General features: G+C 56.9%; 15 protein-coding genes. 9 read left to right on the top strand and 6 right to left on the bottom strand.

What is annotated here, in order from left to right:
* The first annotated feature begins 37 nt into the window (after window positions 1-37).
* The 4 genes from infB (at window position 38) to M3090_RS09110 (ending at window position 3,827) form a co-directional block, all read left to right on the top strand.
* Complete coding sequence (gene infB, locus M3090_RS09120; RefSeq protein ID WP_249055434.1) at window positions 38-3,022, top strand: translation initiation factor IF-2; 2,985 nt, start codon at window positions 38-40, stop codon at window positions 3,020-3,022.
* Window positions 3,023-3,032: 10 nt separating this feature from the next.
* The gene (locus tag M3090_RS15920) at window positions 3,033-3,137 is read left to right on the top strand and encodes a DUF6722 family protein (RefSeq protein WP_317239172.1); all 105 of its coding nucleotides are present in this window, start codon (window positions 3,033-3,035) and stop codon (window positions 3,135-3,137) included.
* A 251-nt stretch (window positions 3,138-3,388) separates the two neighbouring features.
* A complete protein-coding gene (locus M3090_RS09115) occupies window positions 3,389-3,700 on the top strand; it encodes a cytochrome P450 (RefSeq protein ID WP_249055432.1) in 312 nt (103 codons plus the stop codon).
* Window positions 3,684-3,827 carry a hypothetical protein gene (locus M3090_RS09110; RefSeq protein WP_249055429.1) on the top strand — a complete coding sequence of 48 codons (144 nt, stop codon included), beginning with the start codon at window positions 3,684-3,686 and terminating at the stop codon, window positions 3,825-3,827. Before M3090_RS09115 ends, M3090_RS09110 begins: the two co-directional genes overlap by 17 nt.
* Before the next feature lie 85 nt (window positions 3,828-3,912).
* On the opposite strand, the gene M3090_RS09105 is transcribed toward M3090_RS09110, so the two are convergent.
* From M3090_RS09105 to M3090_RS09080, 6 genes are all read right to left on the bottom strand, one after another.
* Entirely contained in the window at window positions 3,913-4,392 is a 480-nt protein-coding gene (locus M3090_RS09105) for an HU family DNA-binding protein (protein ID WP_249055427.1), read from the bottom strand.
* Window positions 4,393-4,669: 277 nt separating this feature from the next.
* Window positions 4,670-6,265, bottom strand: a complete 1,596-nt coding sequence (locus M3090_RS09100) for a fimbrillin family protein (protein ID WP_249055424.1) — start codon at window positions 6,263-6,265, stop codon at window positions 4,670-4,672.
* A 673-nt stretch (window positions 6,266-6,938) separates the two neighbouring features.
* Complete coding sequence (sufD, locus tag M3090_RS09095; protein ID WP_249055422.1) at window positions 6,939-8,306, bottom strand: Fe-S cluster assembly protein SufD; 1,368 nt, start codon at window positions 8,304-8,306, stop codon at window positions 6,939-6,941.
* Window positions 8,307-8,456: 150 nt separating this feature from the next.
* A complete protein-coding gene (gene sufC, locus M3090_RS09090) occupies window positions 8,457-9,215 on the bottom strand; it encodes a Fe-S cluster assembly ATPase SufC (RefSeq protein ID WP_249055421.1) in 759 nt (252 codons plus the stop codon).
* A gap of 35 nt (window positions 9,216-9,250) precedes the next feature.
* Window positions 9,251-10,744: a Fe-S cluster assembly protein SufB gene (sufB, locus tag M3090_RS09085; protein WP_249055418.1), complete on the bottom strand. Its 1,494-nt coding sequence runs from the start codon at window positions 10,742-10,744 to the stop codon at window positions 9,251-9,253.
* The gene (locus M3090_RS09080) at window positions 10,725-11,252 is read right to left on the bottom strand and encodes a CvpA family protein (RefSeq protein ID WP_249055417.1); all 528 of its coding nucleotides are present in this window, start codon (window positions 11,250-11,252) and stop codon (window positions 10,725-10,727) included. Before M3090_RS09080 ends, sufB begins: the two co-directional genes overlap by 20 nt.
* 278 nt (window positions 11,253-11,530) lie before the next feature.
* Between M3090_RS09080 and M3090_RS09075 the strand changes: the two genes are divergently transcribed.
* The 5 genes from M3090_RS09075 (at window position 11,531) to M3090_RS09055 (ending at window position 16,000) form a co-directional block, all read left to right on the top strand.
* Window positions 11,531-12,745 carry an aminotransferase class V-fold PLP-dependent enzyme gene (locus tag M3090_RS09075; RefSeq protein WP_249055415.1) on the top strand — a complete coding sequence of 405 codons (1,215 nt, stop codon included), beginning with the start codon at window positions 11,531-11,533 and terminating at the stop codon, window positions 12,743-12,745.
* Window positions 12,746-13,006: 261 nt separating this feature from the next.
* Window positions 13,007-13,375, top strand: a complete 369-nt coding sequence (locus tag M3090_RS09070; protein ID WP_249055413.1) for a DMT family protein — start codon at window positions 13,007-13,009, stop codon at window positions 13,373-13,375.
* A gap of 106 nt (window positions 13,376-13,481) precedes the next feature.
* On the top strand, window positions 13,482-13,799 hold the full coding sequence (locus M3090_RS09065) for a YbjQ family protein (RefSeq protein ID WP_249055412.1): 318 nt from the start codon (window positions 13,482-13,484) through the stop codon (window positions 13,797-13,799).
* 186 nt (window positions 13,800-13,985) lie between these two features.
* The gene (locus M3090_RS09060; RefSeq protein WP_249055410.1) at window positions 13,986-15,236 is read left to right on the top strand and encodes a glycosyltransferase family 4 protein; all 1,251 of its coding nucleotides are present in this window, start codon (window positions 13,986-13,988) and stop codon (window positions 15,234-15,236) included.
* A gap of 14 nt (window positions 15,237-15,250) precedes the next feature.
* Entirely contained in the window at window positions 15,251-16,000 is a 750-nt protein-coding gene (locus M3090_RS09055; protein ID WP_249055408.1) for a glycosyltransferase family 2 protein, read from the top strand.
* The last annotated feature ends 136 nt before the right edge of the window (window positions 16,001-16,136 follow it).

Here is a 16,136-nt window from a genome sequence, read left to right as displayed (position 1 = left end):
TGTAGCACAAGGCACATCGAAACATTAAAAGCAATATATGACAATAAGGTTAAATAAAGTAACGAGAGACTTGAATGTAGGCATTACGACGGCTGTCGAGTTCCTGCAGAAGAAAGGGTTTACCGTCGAGGCAAACCCCAATACGAAGATTACGGACGAGCAGTTCGAAATGCTCAAGAAAGAGTTCAGCACAGATAAGGATCTTAAAATAAAATCAGAACGCATCAGCCAGGAACGGCAGAATTTTAAAGAACGCACCAAGGCTACGGCGGCACGTGCGTACGAAAATGCGGCACACGACAAAGAACGGACGGAGGAAATCAAAACCGTTGTCCCCGAAGACCGGTTGCCGAAATTTAAACCCGTAGGGAAGATTGACCTGGATAGCCTGAATCATCCCAAACCTACGCCTGCCGTGCAGGCGGAGAAAACCGAAGAACCGGCACCCCAGGTGGTGGAAGAACCGGAAATGCCGGTGCCGTCAGAGCCGGAACCCGTAGTTGAACCCGAACCGCAACCCGAGCCCGTGGTCGAACCCGTGGAGCCGCAGCCTATGGCACAGCCGGAAGAGATGCCGGACGAGCCGGTTGAAACCCCGGAACCCGTAGAACTTGAACCGGCCACCGAAGCCGGAATGTCTTCGGATGCGGACGACCAGCCGGAAGAAGAGGCCGCCGAAGAACCGGCTCCGCAATCGAAAGAAGAGGAAATCTTCAAGATACACCACGAAGGCCTGGGCACGAAGATTAACATCATCGGCCAGATTGACTTGGCTGCCCTGAACCAGTCTACCCGCCCGCGCAAGAAATCGAAAGAGGAGAAACGCCGCGAGCGCGAGGAAAAGGAGAAGCAGCGTCAGGACCAGCGCAAGCAGATGAAGGAAGCCATCATCAAGGAAATACGCCGCGACGATGCCAAGCAGGGCAAGGACGCCAAGGATGCCGATGGCAACAGCAAAAAGAAACGTGCCCGCATCAACAAAGAGAAGGTCGACATCAATAACGTCTCCAGCTTCCAGGGCAAGGGAGGCGGCGGCGAATATGCCGGCAAGGGCGCTTCCGCACAAGGTGGTGGCAAGAAGAACAAAGACCGCTTCAAGAAACCCGTCATCAAGCAGGAGGTGAGCGAGGAAGACGTGGCCAAACAGGTGAAGGAAACCTTGGCACGCCTCACTGCCAAAGGCAAGAGCAAGACGTCCAAGTACCGCAAGGAGAAACGCGAACAGGATGCCGAACGCCGCCACGAACTGGAGAACCAGGAACAGGCCGAAAGCAAGGTGCTGAAGCTGACGGAATTTGTGACGGCCAACGAGCTGGCCAGCATGATGAACGTGCCTGTCACGCAGGTCATCGGCACGTGCATGAGTGTGGGCATCATGGTGTCCATCAACCAGCGTCTCGATGCGGAGACCATCAACCTGGTGGCCGAAGAGTTCGGCTTCAAGACCGAATACATCAGCGCCGAGGTGGCACAGGCCATCGTCGAAGAGGCCGATGCCGAAGAAGACCTCCAGCCGCGCGCTCCCATCGTGACGGTGATGGGTCACGTGGACCACGGTAAGACTTCGCTCTTGGACTACATCCGCAAGTCCAACGTCATTGCAGGCGAGGCCGGCGGTATCACGCAGCACATCGGTGCCTACCATGTGACGCTGGACGACGGACGGGAGATTACCTTCCTCGACACGCCGGGACACGAGGCCTTTACCGCCATGCGTGCCCGCGGTGCCAAGGTGACGGACGTGGTCATCGTCATTGTGGCGGCCGACGACAACGTCATGCCGCAGACCAAGGAAGCCATCAACCATGCCATGGCTGCCGGTGTGCCCATCGTCTTTGCCATCAACAAGATAGATAAGCCGGGAGCCAACCCGGACAAGATAAAGGAGGAACTGGCCAACATGAACTTCCTGGTCGAAGAGTGGGGCGGCAAATACCAGTCGCAGGACATCTCGGCCAAGAAGGGCATCGGCGTCCACGAACTGCTGGAGAAGGTGCTGCTCGAAGCCGAAATGCTCGACCTGAAGGCCAACCCCAACCGCCGGGCCACGGGCTCCATCATCGAGTCTTCCTTGGACAAGGGGCGCGGCTATGTGGCCACGGTGCTCGTGTCCAACGGTACGCTGAAGGTGGGCGACATCGTGCTGGCCGGTACGCACTACGGCAAGGTGAAAGCCATGTTCAATGAGCGCAACCAGCGCATGAAGCAGGCTGGACCCGCCGAACCCGCCCTTATCCTGGGCTTGAACGGTGCACCTGCCGCCGGCGACACGTTCCACGTGATTGAGACCGAGCAGGAGGCGCGCGAGATTGCCAACAAGCGCGAACAGTTGCAGCGCGAACAGGGCCTGCGCACGCAGAAGATGCTGACGCTGGACGAAGTGGGCCGCCGCCTGGCGCTGGGCGACTTCCACGAGCTGAACATCATCGTCAAGGGCGACGTGGACGGTTCGGTAGAGGCCTTGAGCGACTCGCTCATCAAGCTGTCGACGGAGCAGATTCAGGTGAACGTCATCCACAAGGGCGTGGGACAGATTTCCGAGTCCGACGTATCGCTGGCTGCCGCTTCCGACGCCATCATCGTGGGCTTCCAGGTACGTCCGTCCGGTGGTGCCGCCAAGCTGGCCGAGCAGGAGGGTGTGGACATCCGCAAGTACTCCATCATCTACGACGCCATCGAGGAGGTGAAAGCCGCCATGGAGGGCATGCTGGCCCCGACGCTGAAGGAGCAGGTGACGGCCACCATCGAGGTGCGCGAGGTGTTCAACATCAGCAAGGTGGGCCAGGTGGCCGGTGCGATGGTGAAGACCGGCAAGGTGAAGCGTACCGACAAGGCCCGTCTTATCCGCGACGGCATTGTGGTCTACACCGGTGCCATCAACGCCCTGAAGCGATTCAAGGACGATGTGAAGGAGGTAGGTACCAACTTCGAGTGCGGCATCAGCCTGACCAACTGCAACGACCTGAAGGTGGGCGACGTTATCGAGGCCTACGAAGAGGTGGAGGTGAAGCAGACGCTGTAATCCGTGCATTATGTGGAAAGAGAAATTAGGAAACTACCTGATTGATATATCCAAATATATCTTTACCGGCGTGGTCATCGCCTCCTTGTTCAAGGATATGGGAGATAATAAATAGCTAATCTACGGATTAGGTTTTACCTCTGCATTGCTGGCATTGATATTAGGATTAATACTAACCAATAAAAAGGAGGAGTAGACATTTATGGGAGCGATTATCGGTTTTTTGCTTGTAGGCATTCCGTGTGCCGCTGCATTGATTTATTTTCTTACCCCTAACGGCAAGCGGTGGTTGAAAGCCAACCACTTGCTTTGAGGGCGGAGGGCGGGTCACCTGCCCTGATTACAAAATGAAAGGAGGTACACAATATGGACACCATGAATCTAAATGCTGAACTGTTTCGCGAACTGAGCTATATAGCCGACGACGAAAGCAGCATGAAAAAGTTGCTGGAGTATGTCAAGAAGCTGGCGGCACAGCAATACGGCAGACGCGAGGAGGCCGGAGAGACTTCCCTTTCATCGGCTGTCGTGGCGGAAGATGCGGAAGAATATCGCCCGCTGACCAAGGCCGAACTGATTGCCGATGTGGATGAGATGTGCGAGGAAATCAAACTGATTCGGGCCGGGAAGTTGAAAGGAAAATCCTGGGAGGAGTTTAAGCATGAACTACACAATTAGACTCTACCACACGTTTCGGAAGCAGTTCAAACGATTATTCAAGAAATATCGGTCGCTGGAGACAGACACTGACGCATTGGTGGAAAGCCTGCTGGCGAATCCTTTGCAGCGCAACGGCATCCTCTGACCCCGCCCCGCACGAAAAAGAGGAGAGGATGTGTGCATCACCCGCACACATCCTCTCCTCTTCATTTTACGCCTTCGGGGCCTCGTTATCCGAACGTCCCTTGGCCGTCGTCGTTGCCATCCGAGCCGCCGGGCGTGGTGGCGTCCGAGCCCGTGCCGTCGAGGGCGGACACGGTCTTGATGTTCGTCCACACCAGGTCGTCGCTGATGAGGGCGCGCGTGATGGTGTTGCCCTTGCGGCTGGATTCGGGCACGAAGCGCACGCGCGTACCGGTGATTTGGTTGGCGTTCACCTTCTCTTCCGCGTCCACGCCCTGACCGTTGCTGACGCAGGTGTAATAGAACGTGCCCAGCCCGTCCACATGCACCGAACGGCCCGCGTTCATCAGGTCGCCCATTACGATGCCCAAGGCCTCAATGGCGGCCTTGGCGTCGGGGATGCTGACGGTAGACATGCGGGCGATGTGCTTGCACAGTTCGTCCATCTCTACGGGCGCACCCACGGTGATGGCCTGCGGGTGCCACTTCTTGGACAGTTTCTTGTAAATTGCTTTGAATATCGGCATCGCTGCAAAAATTTAAGTTAGACATGCCCTGCAAGCCCTTCTGGAGAGGTGTTGACACTTAGCACAGGTGTCGGCGACACTTAGCACAAGTGTCGGACACACTTCTTATAAGTGTCGGCCACCTTGCCTAAGCTCGTCGCCTCCGGTCAAAGGACTGTCAGGAATTATTTATAATTCTCGGTTTTATTCGTATCTTTTTTTGCCGGGTTCTCCACCATCCCGGTTTGGCAGCCAGTCGTTGCAGCCACTGGCCGGGGCTGTATGTTGTTTAATATCCTTATTCATAACCGTCCGCATAGGTCGTGCCGTTGATGACCACGCCTTCCCACGGGCCTGAGCCATCTTGGTTAAGCAAGGACGGAGGATACGGTATTGCATGTGACCCTACGCCTATCCGTTGCGCATACGCGGCAAACTCCGCATGCGCTGTACCACCGGCTGTCAGCTTGGACAAGAAAGTCTCAAGATTATCCGTGGTAATGATTATCTGTCCTGCCCTGTAATCAGGCGTAGGATTGACCACACTTTCTGTATAAGAAAAACCGATGGCGGATGCATAACGCCCTGCTTTAGCCGTCACATCGGAGTTGGTGATGGTAATCTTGCCGATGGATGGCTGGGAAGTATTTCCATATCCCATGCCGATGCCCGACGAATAATCTCCGCCATTGGCCACTATCACAGCGTCCGTGATTGTGACATCTCCGCAAGTTCCGCTGCCGGACGAGCCTATACCTGCGCCTCCAAAAGCGGAATTTCCACTACCTCCGGTGGCATGAATCGTAACATTGCCGATAGTGATATTGCCGCCGACTGTACCGCTAAGGGGAGAACCAATGCCTGCGCCCCCGTTGCCTGCCGTAGCCGTCAGCATGTCCGCCGTGCTTCGTCCCTCGATGGTGAGAGTTGCTCCGCCGGAAACGGCGATGCCCGTGTTGTCGGTGGAGGTTACGGTGTTGCCCTCACCCCTTACATGGATAGTAGGGTTGCCGCCCGTGATGTCGATGGCATTGCCGCCCGACACGCTTATCTGTGCATCTTCCAGGTAGATGTTCGGATTACCGCCCGTCACCCGTATGGCATGGCTGGCTGTGCCGCTGAAGTAGTAGATGCCGTCGTCGTTGATGATGTAGTCACCGTTGGAGAGGTCGATGGTTTTCGTGTCCTTTCTGTCCACCGTCAGCGTGATGGTATGGACTTTGCCAGCCTCCAAGGTTATGGGGGTAGTAAGGTCACATGGAGTGCTAATAGGATCTGAAGTAAGAACCATGAAATTTTCTATTTGATAATCAGGACTTGGCGGCAGGTTGATTTCCCAGCAGGGGCCTATATCCTCGTAAGTGGTTTTAAACATTAGATGATTGCGTGGTATAATAGTTCCAATATTTACTATTTTTCCTTCTTTAACATCACAATCAATGGGTACATTTATAGCTTCAACATCTATCACATCGGCTGTTCCCTTGACCATCACTCGTACCTTGGCAAGTTGGTGCTCGAACTGCAAGTTAACAGGAGTGTTGTGGCTTGCGTTGTCTGCCGTGGCCCGCAGCACATACACCAAGCCGTTATCTTGGCCGCCGAGGTACAATGCGCCATCCGTAGCGGGATACCAGGCAGTGACTTCGGCAGTCTGGGTGTTTTTCCAATAGAGGGGAGTATCGGAAGTCCATGCGCTGCCATCGTAAGTATAAGTGGCTGTTTCACCATCGAGACTGACGGTAATGGCATCATCCGGCTGCCACACGCTGCCGCTGCCATCGGGCTTCTCGCTGACGCGCGTCCACGGCTCTTCACTGCTCTCTGCGGTGATGCTGACGCTGCCTATCTGCAAGGGGTATTCGCCGTCGGGCAGGGTGTTGCCCTGCTCCATCCCTTCGTCCTGCGTGCAGGCGGCAAGCAGCAGGCAAAGGATACAGAAGTTAAATAAGGTTAAATAAATAGGGGGGGGGTAAAACGGGAAGTCAGTTTTCGGTTCATCATGTGCTTTCGGTTAAAGTTACTGATTATGCCCGCAAAGTTAGGCATTTGCAGGAGATATGTAAGGGAAGGGGGGGAAGATTTTTATCTTTTGTCCTTAACTGATAATTCACCAGGATTAACCACAGATGGGCAGATGCATCCGTCCCCCCGAGCATTGTCCTCCCCCTCTATAACGGGAGAGAGCGTATCGAGAGGTCTCACATACAGCCTTTCCCCACATGTTACGTGAGATGTCCCGACAAGCTCGACATGACAGATACAATGTTCATCTATTAAGTATAATCATTCCTTTTTAGTTTATACTATTGATGTGTCTGTCATGTTGAGCGGAGCGCAGCGAAGTCGAAACATCTCCTTCTTGCGCTGCCAGACGGACAGAGACCTTAGGGAGATTCTTCGACTACGCTTCAACCCCCTCTTTGCTCCCCCGTTTGTCGGGGGAGAACAACGCTCAGAATGACAGACACCTCATTCTCCATTATAGTATAAACTAATTATGAACAGTTACTTATTATAAAGAACCGGTGTAAATCTGTCCCCTCAGTGTTATCTGTGGTCCATAATCACCGGCACACCATCTTGCAATCCCTGCACCGTCCCAGCTCGCCGCGGAAACGCTTCTCCACCAAGTGGTGCAGGCGGTCGCGCAAGGCATCGAGGCGGATGCTGTCCACCACCTCGCCCACGAAGGCGAACATCAGCAGCAGCCGTGCTTCGCGCAAGGGGATGCCGCGCTGTTGCATGTAGAACAGGGCCTGTTCATCCAGTTGGCCTACCGTGGCGCCGTGGCTGCACTTCACGTCGTCGGCATATATCTCTAACTGGGGCTGGGTGTACATGCGGGCTTCGCGGGTGGCACAGAGGTTGCGGTTGGTCTGGCGGGCATCGGTGTGCTGCGCACCGGGACGGACAAGGACAAGCCCGGCAAAGGCACCCGTGGCCTGCCCGTCCAGCACATACTTATAGAGCTGGCGCGAGGTGCACGAGGGCACGGTGTGGTCCACCACGGTGCGGTTGTCCACGTGCTGGTTCTTGTCGGCGATGGCCATGCCGCAGAGGTCAAGCGAGGCCTGCTCGCCGCCAAGGATGACGCGGGTGGTGTTGCGCGTGGTGCCGCAGGTCAGGGTCATGCCGTTCAGCAGGACATTGCTGCCGGCCTCCTGGCGGACGTAGAGATTGCTCAGGCGGGTGGTGCCGGTGTGCGTCTCCTCCAGCTCGTAGAGGTCGAAGGTGGCGTTGCGGCCCACGAATACTTCGACGACCTGCGTGGCCAGGAAGTTTACCTCGTCCATGGCATGGTCGCACACCAGCAGGCGGGCTTGGGCACCTTCTTCCAGCACGATGAGCACGCGGCGGTTGACCAGCAGGGGCACGGTGCTGCGCAGGATGTTGATAAGCTGGATGGGCTTCTCCAGCACTACGCCCCGGGGCACGTAGAGCACCACGCCGTCCTGCGCGAAGGCGGTGTTGAAGGCGGTCAGTCCGTCGTTGGACGTGTCGGCCAGGGTGCCAAGGTAGCGGGAGACCAGTTCGGGATGGTCGCGGAAGCTGCCGAGGATGACGCCTTGGTCTGCTAAGAGTGACGAGCTGCGAGCTACGGGTTCTTGAACCGCACCACTTGCCGCTGCATTATAAAACATGTCGTTCACCACAAAGAAGAGCGAGGTGCTCATGTTAGGCACGTCGCATTTGAACACTTCGTAGGGATTGACGGGCATTTGCAGGCGTTTGAAGTTCATGCCGTAGTCGGGCTCGAAAGCCTGTGCCACGTCGGTGTACTTGCAGTCTTCCTGCTTCCGCGTGGGGAAGCCCAAGCGCTCGAAGTCGGCAAAGGCCTTGGCGCGCAGGTCGTTCAGCGGGTCGGCGCTATGGGCACGCAGCAAGGCTTCTGCCTGGGTATATAAGTCGATGTATTGCTGTTCGGGTTTCATATATCTGCATATTTTTAGGCGCTCAGGTATCTGTCATGTTGAGCGGAGCCCGTAGGGCGTAGTCGAAACATCTCCCGAAGGGAACGGCAAGAAGGAGATCCTTCGACTCCACTCCGCTTCGCTCAGGATGACAGATACCCCGCGCCTAATTCATTCTTCATTTACCTGTTCCTTCTTTATCCAGTCGAAGCCGCGCTGCTCAATCTCCTGCGCCAGTTCCGGCCCACCGGTCTTGACGATGCGTCCGCCGAGAAGGACGTGCACCGTGTCCGGCTTCAGGTAGTCCAGCAGGCGCTGGTAGTGCGTGATGACCAGGGCCGAGGTCTGCGGTGTGCACAGCTTGTTGAAGCCTTCGGCCACGATGCGCAGTGCGTCGACGTCGAGGCCGGAGTCCGTCTCGTCCAGGATGGCGAAGGTCGGTTCGAGCATGGCCATCTGGAAGATTTCGTTGCGCTTCTTCTCGCCGCCGCTGAAGCCCTCGTTCACCGAGCGGTTGGCCAGCTTGCTGTCCAGCTCGACGATGGCGCGCTTCTCGCGCATCAGCTTGAGGAACTCCGAGGCGGAGAGGGCAGGCTGGTGGCGGTACTTGCGCTGCTCATTGACGGCGGTGCGCATGAAGTTCACCATCGACACGCCGGGTATCTCCACCGGCGTCTGGAAGGACAGGAACAGTCCCTCGTGCGCCCGGTCTTCAGGCGACATGGCCAGCAGGTCCTTGCCGTTGAACAGGACGGTGCCGTGTGTCGCGCGGTAGGCGGGATGGCCCACGAGGACGTTGCTCAGCGTGCTCTTGCCCGCGCCGTTCTGTCCCATCAGGGCGTGCACCTCGCCGTCGCGGATGGTGAGGTTGATGCCCCGCAGTATTTCTTTGCCGTTTATCTCGGCATGTAGGTCTTTGATTTCTAACATAAGCTATATGGTTATTGTATGTCTATCAAGTCTATTTATCCCACACTCCCCTCCAGCGACACGGAGAGCAACTTCTGCGCCTCGACGGCAAACTCCATGGGCAGCTTGTTGAGCACCTCCTTGGCATAGCCGTTGACGATGAGGCCCACGGCGTCTTCGGTGGAGATGCCGCGCTGGTTGCAGTAGAATATCTGGTCTTCGCTGATTTTCGACGTGGTGGCTTCGTGCTCCACGATGGCCGTCTCGTTGTGGATGTCCATGTAGGGGAAGGTGTGCGCGCCGCAATGGCTGCCTAATAGGAGGGAGTCGCACTGGCTGTAGTTTCTTGCGTTGTCCGCCCGTTGGCCCACACGGACCAGGCCGCGGTAGGAGTTTTCGCTCTGTCCGGCGGAGATGCCTTTGCTGACGATGGTGGAGCGGGTATTGCGGCCCAGGTGAATCATCTTCGTGCCCGTGTCGGCCTGCTGGTGGTGGTTGGTGACGGCTACGCTGTAGAACTCGCCCACGGAGTTGTCGCCCGCCAGGATGGTGCTGGGATACTTCCACGTGATGGCCGAGCCCGTCTCCACCTGCGTCCAGGAGAGTTTGGACGACTCGCCCTTGCACAGCCCGCGCTTGGTGACGAAGTTGTAGACGCCGCCGCGGCCCTCGGCATCGCCGGGATACCAGTTCTGCACGGTGCTGTACTTCACCTCGGCGCGGTCGTGTACCACGATTTCCACGATGGCGGCGTGCAGTTGGTTCTCGTCGCGCATGGGGGCGGTGCAGCCCTCCAGGTAGGAGACGTACGAGTCGTCGTCCGCCACGATGAGTGTCCGCTCGAACTGGCCCGTGTTCCGCGCGTTGATGCGGAAGTAGGTGCTCAGCTCCATCGGGCAGCGCACGCCTTTGGGTATATACACGAACGACCCGTCGGAGAAGACGGCGGAGTTGAGCGCGGCGAAGAAGTTGTCGCGATAGGGCACCACGCTGCCCAGGTACTTCTGCACCAGGTCCGGATGTTCGCGCACCGCCTCGCTGATGGAGCAGAAGATGATGCCTTTCTCCAGGAGCGTCTCCTTGAAGGTGGTCTTGACGGACACGGAGTCCATCACGGCGTCCACGGCCATGCCGCTCAGCGCCATCTGCTCCTCCAGGGGGATGCCCAGCTTATTGAAGGTCTTGATGAGTTCGGGGTCTACTTCGTCCATCGACTTGGGGCCGTCCTTCTTCTGTGCCGTGGGGTCGGCGTAGTAGGATATGCTTTGGTAGTCAATCTCCGGGATGCGGAGGTGTGCCCACGTGGGCATGTCCATCGTCAGCCAGTGGCGGTAGGCCTTGAGGCGGAAGTCGAGGAGCCACTCGGGCTCGCCCTTCTTCTCGGAGATGAGGCGCACGGTGTCTTCGGTGAGGCCACGGTCGATGATGTCGGTGTGCACGTCGGTGGTGAAGCCGTACTTATACTTCTCTTCGGCCAGGCGGCGCACCAGTTCGTTGTCCGCCTTGAGGGTATCTTTATTTTTATTCTTGTCAGATTCGTTGGGTTGCATCGTTTATCTCGTTATAGATTTGTCTGGTAAATTCTTGCGCGGCGGGCAGGAAGAGTCCGGCCAGGGGCTTGAGGCGGTCGTAGAGCACAGACTGGCGTTTGGCTTCGCGGCTGAGCAGGACGCTGTCCGTGTCGACCACCTCCATCACGCACACCAGCAGACTCAGCACCAGGGCATGCAGCAGTCCGCCCAGCACGGCGCCCAGCAGGCGGTTGAGCCAGCCGAGCGACACGGCCTCCATCATCTTGGTCAGCAGCGCGGCCGCCAGCCAGAACAGCAGGGGAACGGCCAGCCAGATGGCCACGAACGACAGGAGCTGTGCCACGGAGGGGTTGTCGGTGACGTGGCTGAACACCCGCTCGGCCACCGAGGCGTACAGCGCCCGGGCCGCCAGCAGGCCCACCACCAGCCCCAGGAGGCTGGCCAGTTGCTTCAAGGCCCCGCGCAGGAAGCCCAGCACGACGCCCAGGGCGATGACGGAGAGGAGGATGATGTCGAGTGTAGCCATGCGTCTTCTTTGTTTATCAGACGGCAAAGATACAAATATTCCCGAAGAAAAGCCTCACCGGCTCTTGCATATTGAGCAGAAAACCCTATCTTTGTCACCGACAATGCGGGAAGAGGGTGTCATCCGAAGGTGCTTTGGCCGTCTTCGGATGACACCGCCACGCACGGCGCAACCACACACGGGGCGCGGACCGGACAGACGAATTATCTGCCCGCCGCGCCCCGCGGTTTGCAACAATATGCGTATCTTTGCACCGCATAACTAAAGAAGAAACACTTATGTACGACATCCACCAGATACGCGCCGACTTCCCTATCCTCGGCCGCACCGTCTACGGCAAGCCGCTGGTCTACCTCGACAACGGCGCCACCACGCAGAAACCCCGGCAGGTGGTCGAGGCCATTACCAACGAATACTACAACACCAATGCCAACGTGCACCGGGGCGTACACTTCCTCTCCCAGCAGGCTACCGAATTGCACGAAGCCAGCCGCGAGACCGTGCGCCGGTTTATCAACGCCCGCTCGACGAACGAAATCGTCTTCACCCGCGGCACCACGGAGAGCATCAACCTTCTGGCCGCCACCTTCTGCCAGTCGCAGATGCAGGCTGGCGACGAAGTCATCATCTCTACCATGGAGCATCACAGCAACATCGTCCCCTGGCAACTGCAAGCCACCCAGCGCGGCATCGTGCTTCGCGTCATCCCCATGGACGACCGCGGCGAGCTGCTCCTGGATGAATACGAACGCCTCTTCACCCCGAAGACCAAGCTCGTCAGCATTGCCCACGTCAGCAATGTGCTCGGCACCGTCAATCCCGTCAAGGAGATGATAGCCACCGCCCACGCCCACGGCGTCCCCGTCCTCGTCGACGGCGCGCAGAGCATCCCCCACATGCCCGTCGACGTACAGGCCCTCGATGCCGACTTCTACGTCTTCTCCGGCCACAAAGTCTACGGCCCCACCGGCGTAGGCGTGCTTTATGGCAAGGAAGACTGGCTGGACAAATTGCCCCCCTACCAGGGCGGCGGCGAGATGATTCAGCACGTCTCGTTCGAGAAGACCACCTTCAACGAGCTTCCCTTCAAGTTCGAGGCCGGCACACCCGACTATATCGGCACCACCGGTCTGGCCAAGGCGTTGGACTACGTCTCCGCCCTCGGCATGGACACCATCGCCGCCTACGAACACGAACTGACCCGGTATGCCACCCGTCGCCTGAAGGAAATCCCCGGCATGCGCATCTTCGGCGAATCCGAACAAAAAGGCAGTGTCATCTCCTTCCTCGTGGGCAATATCCACCACTTCGACCTCGGCACCCTGCTCGACCGCTTAGGCATCGCCGTGCGCACAGGCCATCACTGCGCCCAGCCGCTCATGACGCGCCTCGGTATCGAAGGCACGGTGCGTGCCTCGTTCGGGCTGTACAACACGAAGGAAGAGGTGGACGCCCTGGTGGCGGGGATTGATAGGGTGAGGAAGATGTTCTGACAGCCGTACCCCATAACTCGTAACTCGTAGCTTGTAACTATATCAGATGTTCAATTTAAGTTTATATGATAATGGAAATTCAGGTATCTGTCATGTTGAGCGGAGCCCACAGGGCGTAGTCTAAACATCTCCCTAAACTCACGACATAAGGACACGTGCCTATCTTGAGATCCTTCGGCTGCGCTCCGCTTCGCTCAGGATGACAGATTCCCTAACCTGTATTCGTAACTTGTAGCTTGTAACTCGTAACTATTATACTATATGAAAGGATTCTACACCATTCTCCTGCTCATCGTCTCCAACATCTTCATGACTTTTGCCTGGTACGGGCACCTGAAGCTGCAGGAGATGAAGATTACCACCCATTGGCCCTTGTTTGCCATCATCCTTTTCTCGTGGGGCATCGCCCTCTTTGAGTATTCCTGCCAGATTCCGGCCAACCGCATCGGCTTTACCGGCAACGGAGGCCCCTTCTCGCTGATGCAGCTCAAAGTCATCCAGGAAGTCATCACGCTCATCATCTTCACCGTCTTCACCACTCTGTTCTTCAAGGGCGAGGCGTTGCACTGGAACCATCTGGCGGCGTTCATCTGCCTCATCCTGGCCGTGTACTTCGTCTTCATGAAATGATGGCAAGTCCAAGGAACGGTTCGAAGTTATATTCTGTGTGCGGTGCAACTTTTCGCCTCGCGCTGCGTCTAATAGCAAAGAACAATCATATTAAACGTCAACATTTATGTTAGTAACTACCACCAACACCGTCGAAGGCAAGCGCATTACGCGTTACTTCGGCATCGTATCCGGCGAAACCATCATCGGCGCCAACTTTGTCCGTGACCTCTTTGCCAGCGTCCGCGACATCGTGGGCGGACGCAGCCATTCGTATGAAGAAGTGCTGCGCGAAGCCAAAGAGACTGCTTTGCAAGAGATGCAGGAACAAGCCCGCCTGATGGGTGCCAATGCTGTCATTGGCGTCGACCTGGACTATGAGACAGTGAATGGCTCCATGCTGATGGTGACTGCCGCCGGTACGGCTGTCTTCATCGAAGATTAAGCGTAACAGATACGGCACGTCCGTTTCGGCAAGGGGTTGTCTCTTTGCCGGGCAGCGTGCCGTTTTTCGTGCGGACGATGCGTTTGCTGTCTTTTTCTGCTTTGTCGGGGAAGATTCCGCGGTGAAACCGTTTTTCTTCGGCAGAAAAACCGTACTTTTGCAAACCAAAACCACCGCATTGTCGATATGAGAGTCCTACTTATCAACACATCCGAACGCATGGGCGGCGCCGCCATTGCGGCCAGCCGTCTGATGGAGGCACTGAAGAACCACGGAATCAAAGCCAAACTGCTGGTACGCGACAAGCAGACCGACCAAATCACGGTCGTACCCCTGAAACACAGTTGGCTGCTGGTATGGAAATTTGTGTGGGAACGTATCGTCATCTGGAGTGCCAACGGTTTCCGCAAGCGCAACCTGTTCGCCGTGGATATAGCCAATACCGGTACCGACATCACTTCACTGCCCGAGTTTCAGCAGGCCGACGTCATTCACCTGCATTGGGTCAACCAAGGTATGCTTTCGCTGCACAACCTGGAGAAAATCTTGGCATCGGGCAAACCTTTGGTATGGACCATGCACGATATGTGGCCGTGCACAGGCATCTGCCACCACGCCAATCAGTGTGATTACTACCGCACGATGTGCCATAACTGTCCTTACATCGGCGGTGGACGTCGCGAACACGACCTGGCTTACCGCATTTTCGTGAAGAAGCGCTCTCTTTACGCCCATCACCGCATACACTTCGTTACGCCCAGCCATTGGTTGGGTGAGCAGGCCAAGAAAAGTGCGTTGCTGGTCGGGCAGTCCGTCACCGTTATCCCCAATCCCATTAACGTCAATCTTTTCAGGCCTCATGATAAGGCTGCCGCACGTCGGAAGTGCCTGCTTCCGGAAGACCGTAAGCTGATGCTGTTTGGTTCGGTGAAGATTACCGACAAGCGCAAAGGCATTGATTATCTGGTGGAAGCGTGCCGCCTGTTGGCCGAACGGCATCCCGAACTGCGGGACAAGCTCGGCGTAGTCACGTTTGGCAAGTATTCGGAACAACTGAAAGCCATGTTGCCGTTCGAAACTTATCCGTTGGACTTTGTGCGTGACGACCACCGTCTGGTCGATATCTACAACGCTGTCGACCTCTTTGTCACCCCTTCTCTGGAAGAAAACCTGCCCAATACCGTCATGGAAGCAATGGCCTGCGGGACGCCCTGCGTGGGTTTCAATGTCGGGGGGATTCCGGAGATGATAGACCATCTGCACAACGGCTATGTGGCTGCTTACAAATCTGCTGACGACCTGGCCAACGGGGTCTATTGGATTCTGACAGACCCGGGCTATGCCGGCCTGTCCGAACAAGCTTGGCGAAAGGCCGTGGCCTATTATTCTGAGAACACCGTGGCCCGCCGCTTCATTGACCTTTATAATAAACTCTGACTTTTCCCAGAACGATGCACAACCGTCCGACTCCCGTATTCAGCGTGATTACCGTCACCTACAACGCCGCTGCTGTGTTGGAAGACACTATCCAGAGCGTCATCGCCCAAACCTACCATCATGTGGAGTACATCATCGTGGACGGTGCGTCGAAGGATGGGACGACTGGCATCATCGACCGTTACCGCGACCGCATTGCCCGCGTGGTCAGCGAACCGGATGGCGGACTCTATGACGCCATGAACAAGGGCATCGCGCTGGCCACGGGCGATTACCTCTGTTTCCTCAATGCCGGCGACAGCTTTCACGAGGACGATACCTTGCAGCAGATTGTCCACTCGCTGGCTCCGCACGACACGCTGCCGGGCGTCATCTACGGCGAGACGGACCTGGTGGACTGCGAAGGGCATTTCGTGCGCAAGCGTCGCCTGTCCGCTCCCGAAGTCCTGACGTGGAAGAGTTTCCGCCAGGGCATGCTGGTCTGCCATCAGGCTTTCTTCGCACGGCGCGACCTGGTGGAGCCTTACGACCTGCGCTACCGTTTTTCGGCCGATTTCGACTGGTGCATCCGGGTCATGAAGAAAGCGCACGTGTTGCACAATGCCCACCTGGTGGTTATCGACTACTTGGACGAAGGACTGACCACGGCCAACCGCCGTGCCTCGCTGTTGGAGCGTTTCCGCATCATGTGCCGTCACTACGGCGTGCTGAGCACCGTGCTGCACCATGCGTGGTTTGTCGTGCGGCTGCTGCTGAAAAAGTGAGCCTGCGGCAACAAATCATACCTATCTTCGAAACATTCCGGCGGCGCCTTGCCGATGCTTTTCCTTACTTTTATCCCGGCCGTTGTTTGTTGCGGGTTGCTGCTTCGTTCCGTGCGTGGCAGTCGGCTGTCCTAAC

Source organism: Bacteroides sp. ET71, assembly GCF_023336905.1.
In the GTDB taxonomy this organism is placed as follows: Bacteria; Bacteroidota; Bacteroidia; order Bacteroidales; family Bacteroidaceae; genus Bacteroides.
The sequence above is the reverse complement of the archived record's forward strand: the minus strand, read 5'-3'. Positions and strand labels throughout refer to the sequence as shown.

What these genes read in the sequence shown, in the direction of transcription:
- infB (WP_249055434.1), top strand. Translation starts at nt 38, where the DNA reads ATGACAATAAGGTTAAATAAAGTAACGAGAGACTTGAATGTAGGCATT.
- M3090_RS15920 (WP_317239172.1), top strand. Translation starts at nt 3,033, where the DNA reads ATGTGGAAAGAGAAATTAGGAAACTACCTGATTGATATATCCAAATAT.
- M3090_RS09115 (WP_249055432.1), top strand. Translation starts at nt 3,389, where the DNA reads ATGGACACCATGAATCTAAATGCTGAACTGTTTCGCGAACTGAGCTAT.
- M3090_RS09110 (WP_249055429.1), top strand. Translation starts at nt 3,684, where the DNA reads ATGAACTACACAATTAGACTCTACCACACGTTTCGGAAGCAGTTCAAA.
- M3090_RS09105 (WP_249055427.1), bottom strand. Translation starts at nt 4,392, where the DNA reads ATGCCGATATTCAAAGCAATTTACAAGAAACTGTCCAAGAAGTGGCAC.
- M3090_RS09100 (WP_249055424.1), bottom strand. Translation starts at nt 6,265, where the DNA reads ATGGAGCAGGGCAACACCCTGCCCGACGGCGAATACCCCTTGCAGATA.
- sufD (WP_249055422.1), bottom strand. Translation starts at nt 8,306, where the DNA reads ATGAAACCCGAACAGCAATACATCGACTTATATACCCAGGCAGAAGCC.
- sufC (WP_249055421.1), bottom strand. Translation starts at nt 9,215, where the DNA reads ATGTTAGAAATCAAAGACCTACATGCCGAGATAAACGGCAAAGAAATA.
- sufB (WP_249055418.1), bottom strand. Translation starts at nt 10,744, where the DNA reads ATGCAACCCAACGAATCTGACAAGAATAAAAATAAAGATACCCTCAAG.
- M3090_RS09080 (WP_249055417.1), bottom strand. Translation starts at nt 11,252, where the DNA reads ATGGCTACACTCGACATCATCCTCCTCTCCGTCATCGCCCTGGGCGTC.
- M3090_RS09075 (WP_249055415.1), top strand. Translation starts at nt 11,531, where the DNA reads ATGTACGACATCCACCAGATACGCGCCGACTTCCCTATCCTCGGCCGC.
- M3090_RS09070 (WP_249055413.1), top strand. Translation starts at nt 13,007, where the DNA reads ATGAAAGGATTCTACACCATTCTCCTGCTCATCGTCTCCAACATCTTC.
- M3090_RS09065 (WP_249055412.1), top strand. Translation starts at nt 13,482, where the DNA reads ATGTTAGTAACTACCACCAACACCGTCGAAGGCAAGCGCATTACGCGT.
- M3090_RS09060 (WP_249055410.1), top strand. Translation starts at nt 13,986, where the DNA reads ATGAGAGTCCTACTTATCAACACATCCGAACGCATGGGCGGCGCCGCC.
- M3090_RS09055 (WP_249055408.1), top strand. Translation starts at nt 15,251, where the DNA reads ATGCACAACCGTCCGACTCCCGTATTCAGCGTGATTACCGTCACCTAC.